Here is a 15849-nt window from a genome sequence, read left to right as displayed (position 1 = left end):
CCACGGAGGTAACGATCGTGACCCACCTGCCGCCCGGTGACGAGCCGACCGGCGGAGTCCGCTCCGACCACGGGGTACAGGTCGCGTCGAGCTTTGCGCGTCCGGTGCCGGCCCCCGACCAGCACGCCGACACCCCGCTGGCGGCCGCGGCGAGGGAGCACGTCGACCTGGCGCAGCGCGTGCAGGAGATCGATGCTTTCCGGCGTCCGGCCGAGACCCGCATCTTCGTGGTGGCCAACCAGAAGGGTGGCGTGGGCAAGACCACGACCACCGTGAACATCGCTGCCGCCCTCGCCCTGAAGGGCCTGCGGGTCCTCGTCGTGGACCTCGACCCCCAAGGCAACGCGTCCACCGCCCTGGACGTCGAGCACAGCGAGGGCACGCCGGGCGTCTACGAAGCGGTCGTGGAGGGGGTCCCCATCGAGGACCTGGTGCGACCGGCACCGGCGCTGCCCGGCCTGACCGTGCTGCCGGCCTCGATCGACCTGGCCGGCGCCGAGATCGAGCTGGTGTCCCTCGTGGCACGAGAGACCCGTCTGGACAAGGCGATCCAGACGCACCTGCACCAGCGGGCAGCTGCGGGCGACCGCATCGACTACGTCCTGATCGACTGCCCGCCCTCCCTCGGACTGCTCACGGTGAACGCGATGGTCGCCGGTCGAGAGGTCCTGATCCCGATCCAGTGTGAGTACTACGCCCTGGAGGGCCTGGGCCAGCTGCTGCGCAACATCGAGCTCGTGCGCTCGCACCTCAACCCTGACCTGGACGTGTCCACGATCCTGCTGACGATGTACGACGCCCGCACCAACCTCTCGGCCGGCGTCGCCCACGAGGTGCGCGAGCACTTCGGTAGCCAGGTGCTCACCACGGCGATCCCCCGGTCGGTGCGGATCTCGGAGGCGCCGAGCTACCAGCAGACCGTGCTCACCTACGATCGAAGCTCCTCGGGCGCTCTCTCCTACCTGGAGGCCGCCCGCGAGATCACCGAGGCGCCCCGCGCACAGGAGGCACGATGAGCGGTCGCAAGTCCCGAGGACTGGGTCGAGGACTGGAGGCGTTGATCCCGGCCGGTCCGGCCGAGGCCGCCGACACCGGCCTGCAGCAGGTCGACGGGGCCCGGTTCGCCGAGCTGCCGATCGGAGCCATCACACCCAACCCCCGTCAGCCGCGTGCGGTGTTCGACGAGGACCACATGGCCGAGCTGGTGCACTCGATCACCGAGGTCGGTCTGCTGCAGCCGATCGTGGTCCGGGAGGCCGGCCCCGACCGGTACGAGCTCATCATGGGCGAACGTCGGTGGCGGGCCAGCCAGAAGGCGGGCCTGGCCACCATCGGGGCGATCGTGCGCGACACGTCCGACGAGGACCTGTTGCGTGACGCCCTGCTGGAGAACCTCCACCGCTCCCAGCTCAATCCCCTGGAGGAGGCCGCGGCCTACCAGCAGCTCCTCGACGACTTCGGCTGCACCCAGGAGGAGCTGGCCCAGCGCATCGGCCGGTCGCGACCGCAGATCAGCAACACGCTGCGGCTCCTGCGCCTCAGTCCCGCGGTGCAGCGCCGCGTCGCTGCCGGGGTGCTCTCGGCGGGTCACGCCCGGGCCCTCGTGACGGTCGCCAATCCCGAGATCCAGGAACGCTTGGCCACCCGGGTGGTGGCCGAGGGTCTGTCGGTGAGGGCGCTGGAGGAGATCGTCACCCTCGGACCGGCGGACACCCCCCGCCGCCAGGCCACCCGCTCCTCCCCGACCATCTCGGCGCCCCGTCTGGCCGACCTCGCAGCGCGGCTGTCGGAGCGCTACGACACCCGCGTCAAGGTCGACCTCGGGCGCTCCAAGGGCAAGGTCACGGTGGAGTTCGCGACGTTGGACGACCTGGAGCGGATCGTGCACCTGATGGATCCACCGCAGGAGAGCCCCGCGGGCTGAGGCCTGCCGTCCGGGGACGACAAATCCCCTTGTCGATTTATCGACAAGGGGATTTGTTGATGAAGGGTCAGGCGAACTCGGACAGCTCTCCGAGGATCGCGGACTTCGGCCGGACTCCTACGATGGACTTCACGACCTCACCGCCCACGTAGAGGTTGATCGTCGGCAGGCCGGTGACCCGGTACTGCGCGGGCGTGACCGGGTTGGCGTCGGCGTCCATCTTCACGATGGTCAGCGAGCCCTCCTTCTCGGCGGCGATCTCCTCGAGGATCGGCGCGAGCTGACGGCACGGGCCGCACCAGCTGGCCCAGAAGTCGACCAGCACGGGGCCCTCGGCGTCGAGGACCTTGCTCTGGAAGTCGGCGTCGGTGACGGATTCGATGGTGGCCATGGTGACTCCTTGGTACGAGGGGTGGGTGGTCAGGACGTGACGGAGGCCGGTGCGGCCTCCAGCTGCTCGAGGTCGGCCAGGAACCGCTCGGCGTCGAGTGCTGCGGCGCACCCGGTACCGGCTGCCGTGATCGCCTGTCGGTAGGTGTGGTCGACGAGATCACCGGCGGCGAAGACACCCGGGACGTTGGTGGCGGTGGTGCCCGGGGTCACGAGCACGTAGCCCTCGTCGTCGAGGTCGACCTGACCGACGAGCAGCTCGGAGCGGGGATCGTGACCGATCGCGATGAACAGGCCGGTGGCGTCGACCCGCCGCGTCGCACCGCTGACGGTGTCGCGCAGCGTCACGCCGTCGAGCTTGTCCTCGCCGTGGATGGTCTCGACGACGGAGTTCCAGGCGACCTCGATCTTGGGGTTCGCCAGCGCGCGGTCCTGCATGATCTTGGACCCGCGGAACTCGTCGCGTCGCACCACCATGGTGACCTTCGCGGCGAAGCGGGTCAGGAAGGTGGCCTCCTCCAGCGCCGAGTCACCACCGCCGACCACCAGGATGTGCTGCTCGCGGAAGAAGAAGCCGTCGCAGGTCGCGCACCAGGACACGCCGTGGCCCGACAGGCGGTCCTCGCCGTCGATGCCCAGCTTGCGGTAGCCGGACCCGGTGGCGAGCACGACGGCGCGGGCGCGGTGCTCGGTGCCGTCGGCCAGGCTGACCGTCTTGATGTCACCCGTCAGGTCGACCGCCGTGACGTCGTCGGAGACCAGCTCGGCACCGAACCGCTCGGACTGGGCCCGCAGCTTGTCCATGAGCTCGGGGCCCATGATGCCGTCGGGCCACCCCGGGAAGTTCTCGACGTCGGTGGTGGTCATCAGTGCGCCGCCCGCCGTCACCGAACCCTCGAACACCAGGGGTTCGAGGTTGGCGCGCGCGGCGTAGATGGCAGCGGTGTAGCCGGAGGGGCCGGAGCCGATGATGATGAGGTTACGGACGTCGCTCATGGTCTGCTCTCTACGGGCGGCTGCTGGATGGTCACATCTGTGGAACACAGCCTAGTGGGCGAGCATTCCCCGCCCGGGTGGCGAGACGGTGAACACCGGTCAGCCGCGACCGAGCACCTGCACCTCGCGGATCTCGCCACGGAACTCCTCGGGGCCGATCTGGGGCACCGTCCGCAGCCACACCACGACGTACCGGGTCAGGGTGCCCGGGGGCAGGGCCACCGACACGTCGGCGCCGGCGTCGTCGATGGTGGCGACCTGCCGCAGCCCGGCGACGTCGGTGGGCACGCCGTCGGCGGTCGGCGAGCTGGCCAGGACCGAGAGGCTGGTGGGCTCACCACCGAGCCGCAGACGCAGCGAGCTCACGTCACGCGGACCCCCGAGGTCGAGCACCAGGCCGACACCGGACTTGATGCCGCCGAGGTCGGCCCGTCGGAAGTAGGTCGACGTGGTCCACCCGGTCTCGGGGTCGCCGTCGATCGCGAGCGGCACCCGGTCGGGGTTCTCGACACCGTCGGTGCCCTCGGGGTCGAAGTCGGTCGCCCCCGCGATCTGCAGGGGACTGACGACGCCGGAGGTGACGGGCGCCGGCGCCGGAACCTCGTCGGTGGACGACCGGCCCGCCAGGTACGCGATGATGCTGGCGAGCAGGAGGGTGCCCACCACACCGAGGACCACCAGCCCGCGGTCGCCCTGGGTGGCTCGCTGCAGACGCGCCCGGCCGCGTTCCAGACTCGTGGGCGGGGCCGGTTCGTGGGCCTTGGGCCGGCGACGCGGCGGTTCGAGACCCGGCGGCGGACCGGCCGGCTCGACCACGGGGTCGAAGCGGGTCAGGTCGGGTGAGGAGGCCGCCCCGACGGCGGGGAGGGTCTCGTCACCCGGCTCCCGCACGCGGCGCAGCACCTGGGCGATCGACGCCGCGTCGGTGAGCGGCGTGCGGTGGTGCACCGGGGGGTGGCCGAGGATGCGGTCGCAGATCGTGTCGACCTCCCGCTCCACCCCGGCACGCACCTGCCGCGGACGCAGCAGCCGGCCGTGCTCGGTGGGTGCGGCCCGGAGGCCGTCGACGTGGCCACCGGGCCACCGGCTGACGAGGCAGGCGTACAAGACCTTGCCCAGGGCCTGCACGTCCAGGCGCTGCAGCTGCAGGTGCTCCTCGGGCGAGTCAGGACTGCCGACCGGGGCCAGGGCGGTCGCCACCCCCAGCCCGACCACCCGTACCGCGCCGGACTCCTTGAGCAGGATCTGGTGGGGTGTCAGGCGGCGGTGGTACTGCCCGTGGGAGTGGGCGTGGGCCAGGGCCTCGGCCACCTCGGTCACCACGGCGGCGGCTCGCCAGCTCGGCAGCGGCGACTGCCCCAGGATCGAGTCGAGCGAGAAGGCCCGCGCCCACTCGCGCACGACGAGGGTGTGGCCCTGGTCGTCCTCGATCAGGTCGAGCACCCGCAGGAAGCGGGGGTCGGTCACGGCGGTGGACCGGCGGGCCGCCTCGAGGAACCGGCCGGCGCGCGGGTCGTCGCTGGGGAGCAGCTCCAGACCCACGTTGCGGGACAGCACGGCGTCGTGGGCCCGCCAGGTGGTCGAGCCCAGGCGCTCGGTGACCAGGTCCTGCAGGTGGTAGCGCTGCGCGACGATGTCGCCGGAGACCAGGGACCGTCTCTTCGTCATCGCTGTCGCACTCCTGCCTCCACCCCCTTGAGTCTAGGACGCCGGTGGTCAGGATCAGCGGCGCACGACGGTGTCGAACAGGTACTGCAGCTCCTGCACGCGCATCAGCCGCGTGGCGCCCAGGTAGACCACGGCACCGGCGGCGCCTCCCAGTCCGACGACCAGCAGGGCGGCGCCCGCGCCGTCGCCGTCGATGCCCAGGGGGCCGGCCAGGGCGACGGCCCCCAGCATCGCCGCCGCCGAGAGGACGCAGGCCACCGTGAGGCGGACGGCGAACCGGACCGTCTCGGCGTCCAGGACGCGTCCGATGCGGCGCGAGAGCAGCGTGACCGAGAGCGCCGTGCCGACCACGTACGCGATGCCGTACGACAGCGCCAGCGCTGTCGACACCCGCGCCGGCGAGACGGCCTGGGTCAGGACGACCGCCGCCACGACGTTGACCGAGGCGATCACCACCTGCAGCAGGAACGGCGTGCGGGTGTCCTCGTCGGCGTAGAAGCCGCGCAGCATGACGAAGTGGACGCAGAAGGCGAGCATGGCGAGCGAGAACGCCGCGACGGTCGACCCGATGATGTCGGCGTCGCCGCTGGCGGCCCCGACGGCGATCGCTCCGCCCACCTCGCTGCCGAGACAGGCCACCGCGACGGCGACCGGAGCGATGATGACCAGTGCGATGCGTAGCGTCCGGCCGATCTCGGCGCGCATGCCGTCGTAGCGGCCCGCATGCGCCAGCGCGGCGAGTGTCGGCATCAGCGCCGTGGCCAGCGAGACCGTGACGACGCCGTGCGGCACCTGGCTGACGAGGAAGCCGAGGCTGTAGACGGCCGAACCGGAGCCCTGCACGCCCGATGCGGCGCCCTCGAGGTTGCCCCCGGTGCCCAGCCGGTTGACCACGACGAACGCCACCTGGTTGACGACGATGAAGCCGAGCGTCCAGGTGCCGAGTCGCAGGGTGTGACCGAGGCCGACACCACGGAAGTCGAAGCGCGGCCGGTAGCGGAAACCGGCCAGCCGGAGGTACGGCACGAGCACCGCGGCCTGCACGACGATGCCCGCCGTGGACCCCAGCCCGAGCAGGAGGGCCTCCCGGGTGGTGAACCCGTCACTTCCGCTGCCGCCGCGACCGAAGGCGACCACGTAGGCGATCAGGGCCGCCGCGGCCACGACGTTGTTGACGATGGGCGCCCACATCATCGGTCCGAACCGGCGGCGGGCGTTCAGCACCTGTCCGACCAGCACGAAGGCGCCGTAGAAGAACACCTGCGGCAGGCACAGGTACATCAGCAGGGTGGCCGACTCCCGCTGGTCGGTGAACTGGTCGGTGAACAGCAGGCCGTCGAACACCAGGCGCAGCAGGGCCGGCACGGCGATCAGCAGGAGGACCGTGGCGGCCATCAGCACCACGAGACCCAGGGTGATGATCCGCTGGGCGTACGCGTCGCCGCCGTCCTCGTCCTGTCGCATCGACCGGACCAGCTGCGGGACGAGCACGACGTTGAAGATGCCGCCGGCCACCAGGATGTACATGGCGTTGGGCAGCGAGTTCGCGCTGTCGAACAGGTCGGCGTCCAGGCTCGTGCCGATGGCCCAGACGAGCAGCAGCATCCGGGCGAACCCGGTGAGGCGGGAGACGATCGTGCCGAGCGCCATCCAGGCGCTGGCCCGGGCGAGGTCGTCGGACGGCTCGCTCACGCGGCGGGCTCCTCGGTCGCGCTGGGCAGGCGCCGGCCGTGCCGGAACCGGCGCAGCAGCGCGACCAGGACGAGCAGCCCGGCTGCGGCCATCGCGACCCACAGGACGGTGCCGACGTTGCTGGAGCGGACGTTGAACTCGGCGGCCTCGCCGATGGGGGCGCCCTCGTCCGACACGAGCCGGGCGCTCAACGTCGAGGTGCTGCGGTCACCGACGTCGACGGTGACGTCGATGGTGGTCCGGGCCCCGGCGGCGATGTCGACCGGCTCGACGTCGGGCACGGTCAGGTCGGGGTTGCTCGATCCGATCCGCACCCCGACCCGGATGGTGCGGGTCGTGTCGTTGCTGATGGTCAGCGGGATCTGGCCGACCGTGCCGGACAGCAGGAAGGACGGCGGACCCTCGATCGTGATGGCCGCGAGCTGCTCGGCCACGAGGTTGCGCTCGGAACGGGCGATGGCCACGGCCGCGTCGACGTCGTCGCGCCACCGCAGTCCGACGATGCCGGCCACGAGACGGGCGACGGCGCCGCTGCGGCCGCCCTCGACCGTGACGGCCTCCAGCGAGGCCCCGGCGGCCTGGAGCTCGGCCGCTGCCGTGAGCACCCGCCTGGGGAGCGGGGCGGAATCACGGTCGGCGAGGCGCCCGGTGTACGCCTCGACATCGCGCAGGAGCAGGTCGTCCAGGGTCACCTGGGCGACCCACGGTGAGGTCCACGCCGCGGCGAAACCCGCGCTCTGCCAGTCCGGTCCGGGGTCCCAGGTCGGTGGCACGACCGTGACGGCGTCCGCCCGGGAGTCGGGGTCGATCGCCTGCTGGAAGCTGGCGAGGGCCGCCTCGGCGAGGAGGCGCTGTCGCACCGTCACGACCGACTCGGACCCGGGCACGCCCTCGGCCAGGTCGTCGGTGACCAGCAAGGGGACGGGTCCGGCGTCGGTGGGGTAGCTGACGACCGACCCGTCCCGTCGGTCCCAGTCGGCCAGCTCCGACGATGCGACCACGACCGGCTGGTCGCCGGACCGGCGGACCTTCACGAGGGTGTCCTCGTCGAGCCCGGCGGCCGCGATCCACGTGGCCCGCCGACCGGGGATGCCGGCGGCCTGGGTGGCCGACTCCGTCGCCGTGGTCACGGCGGCCTGGAGCTGGGAGCCGATGCCGGGCTGGCGACTCAGGGCCAGCTGGTCGGGCAGCCCGTAGCCGGCGATCCAGGTGCTGCCCCGCCGGCCCACCGAAGTCAGGTCGGTGAGGAAGGCCCGGACCTGCGTGGTCTCGAGGTCGGACAGCCGGTCGGCCTCGGCCACGCCACGGTTCTCGGCGAGGTCGGCGAGCCCGTCGAGCAGGGCGGGATCGATGAGGACGGTCCCCGACGCCACGGGGGTCGACGCGACCAGGTCGACCAGGTTCCGCAACCGCCCACCGGGCGCCACGGCGTCGACCAGGGTGTCGGGATCGACCCAGCGACCGGTCTCACCGCGGGCGATCGGCATGACGAAGGGCCACAGCACGCCGGCGGGCACCACCGGGCGGGTGTCGGCGACGAGCGGCACGAACGTGGTCGCCCGCGCGACGGCGACGTTGGAGCGTTCGCCGTTGGGACGGGTGCCGAGCAGCTGGATGCCGACCGGGTAGACCCCCTCGGCGCCGGTGACCTCGAGCTCTTCCCACGGCACGGTGACCGAGAACGACCGGCTGGCCCCGGGCGACAGGTCACCCAGGTCGTCGATCGACTCCAGGGCCACCACCCGTTCGCCGGTGTAGCTGCGCCCGCCGGCGATGGCCTGCGTGATCTGGGCGCGGGTCGTGAACGGTGACCGCGGGATGACGAGGTAGGCCTGCAGGTTGGACCAGGTGAAGTCGTTGTCGTTGGTGACGCTGCCGCTGAGGGTCACCGGTTCACCCACCACGAGGGCGGCCGGGGTCAGGGCGGTGATGGTGACCGACAGCGACGGGTCGTCGGTCTCGGCGGCCGCCGCCGTCCCCGCGGGCGACAGCAGCACCACCAGCAGTCCCACCACCATCGACGCCACGGCTGCCGCCGCTCCCGCGCGACGGGTCGTGCGGCTGGTGCGGGTCACCGGTCCATGCTAGTCGCCGGACCACGACCGACCGGGGACCGTAGACTGCCACCTCGTGTCCACCACCGTTCCCACCCCCGAGCAGCAGGGTCGCGTCGACGCCCTGCTCGCCGACGTGCCGGTGCTCGCCCGGGTCGGCGAGCTGTTCGCCGCGGCAGGCCATGAGATCGCGCTGGTCGGTGGCCCCGTGCGGGACGCGCTGCTCGGCCGGACCGGCAACGACTGGGACTTCACCACCTCGGCCACCCCGGACCAGGTCGAGCAGGTCGTGGCCGGCTGGGCCGACGCGCTGTGGGACGTCGGGCGGGAGTTCGGCACCATCGCCCTGCGCAAGGGCGATGACCAGCTGGAGATTACGACGTACCGCACCGATGCCTACGAGGCGGGGTCGCGCAAGCCGGCCGTGGCGTTCGGCCGGACGCTCTCCGGTGACCTGTCGCGCCGTGACTTCGCGGTCAACGCGATGGCCGTGCGGCTGCCCGGCGGGGAGTTCGTCGACGAGTTCGGCGGACTGGCGGACCTCGCTGACCGTGTGCTGCGCACCCCGGTGACCGCCCAGCAGTCCTTCGACGACGACCCGCTGCGGATGATGAGGGCCGCACGGTTCGTCGCGCAGCTCGGCTTCACGGCAGCGCCGGAGGTGGTCGCGGCCATGACCGCGATGGCCGACCGGCTCGCGATCGTCTCGGCCGAGCGGATCCGTGACGAGCTGGACAAGCTGGTGTGCGGGGCCGACCCGGTGGCGGGCCTGCGCCTGCTGGTGGAGTCCGGTCTGGCCGACCGGATGCTGCCCGAGCTGCCGGCCCTGCGGCTCGAGCGCGACGAGCACCACCGGCACAAGGACGTCTACGAGCACTCGCTGATCGTGCTGGAGCAGGCGATCGCCCTCGAGGGTCGCCTCGAGTCCGGCGACGGCCCGCCCCGTCCCGACCTGGTGATCAGGTTGGCGGCCCTGCTGCACGACATCGGCAAGCCGCGCACGCGCCGCTTCCAGCCGGGGGGCACCGTCACCTTCCACCACCACGACGTCGTGGGGGCGAAGCTGACCCGCAAGCGGATGAAGGCCCTGCGCTACAGCAACGACGTCACCGACGCGGTCTGCCGGCTGGTCGAGCTGCACCTGCGGTTCCACGGCTACGGATCCGGCGAGTGGACCGATGCCGCCGTGCGCCGGTACGTGAGGGACGCCGGCGACCAGCTGGAGCGCCTGCACATCCTGACCCGCGCCGACTGCACCACGCGCAACGCCCGCAAGGCCGCCCGTCTGCAGCGCACCTACGACGAGCTGGAGGAGCGGATCGCGGTGCTGGCCGAGGCCGAGGAGCTGGGAGCGATCCGGCCGGACCTCGACGGCAACCAGATCATGGAGGTGCTCGGGGTGCCGCCCGGTCGCGAGGTCGGTGCGGCGTACCAGTTCCTGCTCGACCTGCGCATGGACCGCGGACCGCTCGGCGAGGAGCAGGCCACCGAGGCGCTCCGCGCATGGTGGGCCGCGCGGAGCTGACCCGCTGTCGGGCGGTGGGACTACGCTGGGAACGTGACTGCAGCCGCGACGGGTGACCTCTGATGGCCGGCGGACTCGTGGCCCTGCTCGACGACGTCGCGGCCCTGGCCCGGCTGGCTGCGGCCTCGGTCGACGACATCGGCGCGGCTGCCGGCCGCGCGGGGGTCAAGGCGGCCGGTGTGGTCGTCGACGACGCCGCGGTCACCCCCCGCTACGTCCAGGGATTCGACCCCGCCCGTGAGCTGTCGGTCATCCGGCGGATCGCCACCGGGTCGTTGCGCAACAAGCTGGTGTTCATCCTGCCGGCGGCCCTGCTGCTCAGCCAGTTCCTGCCGTGGCTGCTGACCCCGATCCTCATGGTCGGCGGCACCTACCTGTGCTTCGAGGGCGCCGAGAAGCTGTGGGAGAAGTTCGGCCCGGGGCACCACGCCCCCCAGGCCCCGGTCGCCGCCGCAGCGGGTGCCGACCACGAGGCCACGATGGTCGCCGGCGCGATCCGCACCGACTTCATCCTGTCGGCCGAGATCATGGTCATCGCCCTCAACGAGGTCAGCGACGAGCCGTTCGTGTCGCGCGCGCTGATCCTGGTCGTCGTCGCGCTGGGCATCACGGCGCTGGTCTACGGGGCCGTGGGTCTGATCGTGAAGATGGACGACATCGGACTCCACCTGGCCCAGCGCACCTCCGCGGTCGCCCAACGGGTCGGCCGCGGGCTCGTCGTCGCCATGCCGGTCTTCCTGCGGGTGCTGGCCGCGGTGGGGGTCGTGGCCATGCTGTGGGTCGGCGGCCACATCCTGCTGGTGGGCATCGACGACCTGGGCTGGTCGGCGCCGTACGACGCGGTGCACCACGTCGAGGAGGCCGTCGGTGGCGGTGCGGCCGGCTGGCTGGTGAACACCGGCTTCTCGGCCGTGCTCGGGGTCGTCGCCGGTGCCGTCGCGGTCGCGGTGATGCACCTGGTGCCCCGACGCCGGCACGCCTGACCACGGGGGTCTGACCACTGGCCTGACCACTGGGCTCGACCACTGGGCTCGACCAGTCGAGGCGGGGTTCGGCGGTGCAACGGGTCGGCGTGCGGAATCATGGATGTGACCCCCCTCACACAGGAGCCCGCCATGACGACCCTCGACGACCGCGCCGAGATCCTTGCCGAGATCGACGGACTGACCCTGCCCGCTGCGCTGGCCCGCACGGCCGCCGAGCACGGCGGCGATCCGGACTACTCGGACCGCAGGACGGCCGACGGCACCGGGTGGCGCACCTCGACCTGGGGCGACGTCCATCGTCGGGCCCGTGAGCTCGGCGCGGCGTACGTCGCGGCGGGTGTCCGGCCCGGGGACACCGTCGCGATCATGGCGTCCAGCCGCACCGAGCACGTGCTCGCCGACCTCGGCGCGGTGCACGCCGGCGCCACGCCCATGTCGGTCTACGCGACCCTCGCGCCCGAGCAGGTCGCCTACGTGGCCGGGCACAGCACGCCGGTCGTGGTGGTGCTCGAGGGCGCCGACCAGCTGGAGCGGTGGTCCACCGCGCTGGCCGAACGGCCGGAGATCCTGCGGATCGTGGTGATGGACGAGGGCGCGGTGCCCGACGACGACCGTGCCACCGGCTGGGCCGAGTTCGAGGCGTCCGGATCGCCGGCCGACCTGGCCGAGGTCGACCGCCGGATCGAGGGCATCACCGCCGACGACCCCCTGACGATCCTGTACACCTCGGGCACCACCGGCAATCCCAAGGGCGTGGTGCTGACCCACGGCGGCATCCTGTTCGAGGTCGTCAGCTCACTGCGCACCGGCGAGCTCGAGGGCACCGGCACGTCGATCTCCTACCTGCCGTTCGCGCACATCGCCGAACGGGTGCTCGGCATGTACGTGCCGCAGTACCAGGGCGGCCACGTGCACCTGATCGCCGACCCGGCCCAGCTGGCGCCGGCGCTCGCCGAGGTCCGGCCGACGCGGTTCTTCGGTGTGCCGCGCGTGTGGGAGAAGATCCGGACCGGGGTGGCGGCCAAGCTCGCGGCCGAGACCGACGAGGCGCGCAAGGCGGGCATCGAGAAGGCGCTGGAGATCGGCCTGGCGTACGTCGAGTCGACCCAGGTCGGACGCACCACCCCGCCGGAGCTGCAGGCGCAGTTCGAGGCGATGGACGCCGCGGTGCTGACCCACCTGCGGGCCGCGCTGGGCCTGGACCGGGTGGAGTGGGCGGCGTCGGCCGCGGCGCCGATGCCGGTCGACGTGGCGAAGTTCTTCGCCGGACTCGGCCTCCGGATCTTCGACGTGTACGGGATGACCGAGACCACCGGTTCGGCCACCTCCAACGGACCCGGGTCGTTCCGGCTCGGCACGGTGGGCCGGCCGCTCGCCGGTGTCGAGGCCAGGATCGCCGACGACGGCGAGATCTGCGTGCGGGGTCCGATCACCACGCCGGGCTACCTCGGCAACCCGGAGGCGACCGCGGAGCTCATCGATGCCGACGGGTGGATCCACACCGGCGACATCGGCACGCTGGACGACGAGGGCTTCCTCTCGGTCGTCGACCGCAAGAAGGAGATGATCATCACCTCGTCGGGCAAGAACATCGCCCCGTCGAACATCGAGAACTACCTCAAGGAGAGCCCGTTCATCGGCCACGCCATGGTGATCGGCGAGGGCCGGCCGTACGTCGTCGCCGTGCTGACGCTGGACGGCGAGATCGCCCCGCTGATCGCCCAGAAGATGGGCCTCGAGGCCGGTTCGCTGGCCGAGCTGGCGCAGCACCCCGCCGTGCGGGCAGCGGTGGGCCAGGCGGTCGAGGCGGCCAACGCCCGGTTGTCACGGCCCGAGCAGGTCAAGGCGTTCGAGCTGCTGTCGCAGGAGTGGACGGCCGAGAGCGAGGAGCTCACCCCGACGCTCAAGCTCAAGCGCCGGGTCGTGGTCAGCAAGTACGCCGACGTCATCGACCGCCTCTACGGCTGACCCACCCACGACGAAGGGCCCGGTCTCCTCACGGAGACCAGGCCCTTCGTCGTCAGGTGACTAGTTCAGCGAGAAGCAGGGCGAACTGAAGTCGTAGTCCGTGGCCGTCGGCCCGGCCTGGAACTCCTGGACGATCGCCACACCGGTGGGTGCGGACGTGTCGACGCCACTGATCACGCTCTGGCGGAACGCGACCTCGGAGGGGTCACCGGCGTAGTTGCCGGCCTCGTTGGGCAGCATGCCCTCGTAGTCGACCTCTTCGAGATCCGCGGCGGCGGCGAGCAGGTTCTCCCGCGTGATGCCACCGTCGAGCTCGGCCGCAGCCTCCAGCGCGGCCAGGAGCGGGTAGCTCCAGGCCCAACCGGCGGTGTAGCCGTCGTTCGGCGTCACGTCACCGAGCGCGTCACGCATGGCGGCGTGGCCGTCGGTCTCGGTGCCGAACGGGCCCCACGGACCGGCCTGGAAGTACAGCGCCTCCAGGGCCGGAGCGGCCGCCGACTGCAGCAGCGCCGGGTTCCACGTCGGGCTGGACCCGACGAAGGTGCCGGTGAAGCCCTGGGCCGCGGAGCCGCCCACGATCGTGGCCATCTCGGCCGGGCCGGTGCTGATGAAGACCAGGTCGGGCTGCTGCGCCAGGATCTGCTGGATCGCGCCGGCCTGGTTGTCCTGGCCCGGAGGCGTCTCGACCTGCGAGAACTCCAGACCGTTGGCCTCGGCCGCCGCCTCGACACCGGCAGCGGCGTCTCCGCCGTAGTCGCCGGGGTAACCGACCGCGAGGACGGTCTCGGAGACGCCACGCTCGGCCACGGCCCAGTCGACGCCGTTCATGGCCTCGAAGCAGTAGTTGGCACCGCTCTCCAGGATCTGGTCGTCGAAGTTCCAGGCCGAGTTCCACGAGGCCGGGACACCGAGCACGTCGTCCGAACGCATGTCCTCGATGATCGCGAGGGTCTGCGAGGAGCCGAGCGTCTGGGCGAGGGCCAGGATGTCGTTGCGCATCTCCTGGTACTCACGGTTGTGCAGCTCGGGGTTGTACTCCGCGTCGGCGATGTACTCCTCGAGGTTGATGTCGTAGCCGCCGACGCCGCCGTCGGCGTTGACGCGCTCCCAGAACGCCTTCTGGGCGTCGGTGATCGGGACGGCCAGCGGCGCGAACGGTCCACGCGTCAGGTCGGAGATGGCGCCGAGGTAGATGCAGCCGTTGTCGGCGTTGCCGCCGGGGCAGGGCTCGTCGGTGATGCCGGGACCGGCAGCGCTGCTGCCACCGTCGTCGCCGCGACACGCGGTGAGGACGAGACTCGCGGCGGCGGCGCCGACGGCGAGTCGCAGGAGGGATCGGTTCATGGTGCCTGTTCCTTTCGGAGGGTGAACGGTGGCTCGTCGATCGAGGACACCGGGGTCAGGGGCGGACATCCGCCTGAGTCAGTAGGAGAACGGCCACCCCTTCCAGTAGTTGCGTATCCGCATCCAGATCCCGAACAACCCCCGTGGTTCGAAGATCAGGAAGCCCACGATCAACAGGCCGTAGAGGATGGCCTCCAGCTGGAAGACCGTCAACAGGCCGCTCGAGCCCGACGTCGTGCTGATGAAGGGCATGAAGGAGGCGATCTCGCCGGAGATGCGTCCCAGCGAGGTCACGAAGAGGGCACCCATGATCGAGCCGGTGATCGTCGCGACGCCGCCGATGAGGATCATCGCGAGGTACTGGATGCTGAGCAGCAGCCCGAAGGTGTTGGGCTCGAAGACACCGACGACGGCGTAGTAGAGGGCTCCGGTGACGCCGGCGTAGAACGACGACATCGCGAACGCCATGATCTTGTACTTCGTCAGGTCGACCCCGACCACCGCGGCGGCGACGTCGCGGTCGCGGACGGCCGAGAACGCGCGTCCGATGCCCGACCGGGCGATGTTGCGGGCCAGCACGGCGAAGATGATCAGGAACACGAGAGCCATGAAGAACTGCAGCTGTTCGCGGCTCAGCTCGACCCCGAGGTAGGTGCCGGTGGTCGTGAAGTCGATCCCGAAGGCCTCGAGCTTCGGTCCGCGGCGGCCGACGCCCGGCCCACCGGTGAACTCGCGGGCCTCCCGGAAGATGTGGTCGCCGAGGAAGACCAGGCCGAGGGTCACGATGGCCAGGTACAGGCCACGCAGGCGCACCGCGATGGGACCGACCAGCAGGCCGGCGATCGCGGCGACCACGCCGGCCGCGGGCAGCCACACGTACAGCGGCAGGCCGTAGCCGCGCACGGCGGCGTCGGGGTCACCGCCCAGCACGGCGCCGGTGTAGGCGCCGAGGCCGATGAAGAACGCGTGGCCCAGCGACACCTGGCCGGCGTAGCCGGTGACCAGGTTGAGGCCGATCGCCCCGACCGACGCGATCAGCCCGAGGGTCAGCACCAGCAGCAGGTCGTTGGTCAGCAGGAACGGCAGACCGAACGACGCGATGACGATCGCCAGGGTCGACCGGCGCTTGGCCGGGGTGTTGAGCAGGCCCATGTCCTGGGCGTAGTTCGTGACGGCCAGGGGCCGTCCGCGCAGACCGGTGCTGCTCATGCCGACACCTCCGTGGGAAGAGCAGGGTACGTAGGTGCCGTCATGACGGACCCCTGGTTCGCTCGCTGGGGCTCGCTCATGCCGACACCTCCT

The 15849-nt window shown here is 71.6% G+C and carries 12 protein-coding genes; 5 read left to right on the top strand and 7 right to left on the bottom strand.

Annotated features, from left to right (window positions below; genetic code table 11):
* Nucleotides 1-17 precede the first annotated feature (17 nt).
* A complete protein-coding gene (locus HMPREF0063_RS13670; protein ID WP_425358302.1) occupies nt 18-1016 on the top strand; it encodes a ParA family protein in 999 nt (332 codons plus the stop codon).
* Nucleotides 1013-1924, top strand: a complete 912-nt coding sequence (locus tag HMPREF0063_RS13665) for a ParB/RepB/Spo0J family partition protein (RefSeq protein WP_007079287.1) — start codon at nt 1013-1015, stop codon at nt 1922-1924. The genes HMPREF0063_RS13670 and HMPREF0063_RS13665 overlap by 4 nt, the downstream gene beginning before the upstream one ends.
* A 67-nt stretch (nt 1925-1991) precedes the next feature.
* Here the strand turns inward: HMPREF0063_RS13665 and trxA are convergent, their stop codons facing one another.
* The 5 genes from trxA to HMPREF0063_RS13640 form a co-directional block, all read right to left on the bottom strand.
* Nucleotides 1992-2315, bottom strand: a complete 324-nt coding sequence (trxA, locus tag HMPREF0063_RS13660) for a thioredoxin (RefSeq protein ID WP_007079286.1) — start codon at nt 2313-2315, stop codon at nt 1992-1994.
* A gap of 29 nt (nt 2316-2344) precedes the next feature.
* Complete coding sequence (trxB, locus tag HMPREF0063_RS13655; RefSeq protein WP_007079285.1) at nt 2345-3310, bottom strand: thioredoxin-disulfide reductase; 966 nt, start codon at nt 3308-3310, stop codon at nt 2345-2347.
* A gap of 99 nt (nt 3311-3409) precedes the next feature.
* The gene (locus HMPREF0063_RS13650) at nt 3410-4978 is read right to left on the bottom strand and encodes a protein kinase family protein (protein WP_007079284.1); all 1569 of its coding nucleotides are present in this window, start codon (nt 4976-4978) and stop codon (nt 3410-3412) included.
* 54 nt (nt 4979-5032) lie between these two features.
* Nucleotides 5033-6670, bottom strand: coding sequence for a murein biosynthesis integral membrane protein MurJ (gene murJ / locus HMPREF0063_RS13645; protein WP_007079283.1), 1638 nt, complete (start codon nt 6668-6670; stop codon nt 5033-5035).
* Complete coding sequence (locus tag HMPREF0063_RS13640; RefSeq protein ID WP_040320304.1) at nt 6667-8745, bottom strand: DUF6049 family protein; 2079 nt, start codon at nt 8743-8745, stop codon at nt 6667-6669. The genes murJ and HMPREF0063_RS13640 overlap by 4 nt, the downstream gene beginning before the upstream one ends.
* Nucleotides 8746-8800: 55 nt before the next feature.
* Between HMPREF0063_RS13640 and HMPREF0063_RS13635 the strand changes: the two genes are divergently transcribed.
* The 3 genes from HMPREF0063_RS13635 (at nt 8801) to HMPREF0063_RS13625 (ending at nt 13203) form a co-directional block, all read left to right on the top strand.
* Nucleotides 8801-10249, top strand: a complete 1449-nt coding sequence (locus HMPREF0063_RS13635) for a CCA tRNA nucleotidyltransferase (protein WP_007079281.1) — start codon at nt 8801-8803, stop codon at nt 10247-10249.
* A gap of 62 nt (nt 10250-10311) precedes the next feature.
* A complete protein-coding gene (locus HMPREF0063_RS13630; protein WP_007079280.1) occupies nt 10312-11232 on the top strand; it encodes a DUF808 domain-containing protein in 921 nt (306 codons plus the stop codon).
* 132 nt (nt 11233-11364) lie between these two features.
* Nucleotides 11365-13203, top strand: coding sequence for an AMP-dependent synthetase/ligase (locus HMPREF0063_RS13625; protein WP_040320303.1), 1839 nt, complete (start codon nt 11365-11367; stop codon nt 13201-13203).
* A gap of 60 nt (nt 13204-13263) precedes the next feature.
* Here the strand turns inward: HMPREF0063_RS13625 and HMPREF0063_RS13620 are convergent, their stop codons facing one another.
* Together HMPREF0063_RS13620 and HMPREF0063_RS13615 are read right to left on the bottom strand one after the other, a co-directional pair.
* Entirely contained in the window at nt 13264-14547 is a 1284-nt protein-coding gene (locus tag HMPREF0063_RS13620) for an ABC transporter substrate-binding protein (protein ID WP_040320302.1), read from the bottom strand.
* Between the two features lie 78 nt (nt 14548-14625).
* A complete protein-coding gene (locus HMPREF0063_RS13615; protein ID WP_007079277.1) occupies nt 14626-15756 on the bottom strand; it encodes a branched-chain amino acid ABC transporter permease in 1131 nt (376 codons plus the stop codon).
* Nucleotides 15757-15849 lie beyond the last annotated feature (93 nt).

The sequence above is a fragment of the Aeromicrobium marinum DSM 15272 genome, assembly GCF_000160775.2.
GTDB classification, from domain to species: domain Bacteria; phylum Actinomycetota; class Actinomycetes; order Propionibacteriales; family Nocardioidaceae; genus Aeromicrobium; species Aeromicrobium marinum.
This window is presented reverse-complemented; position numbering and strand designations above follow the sequence as displayed.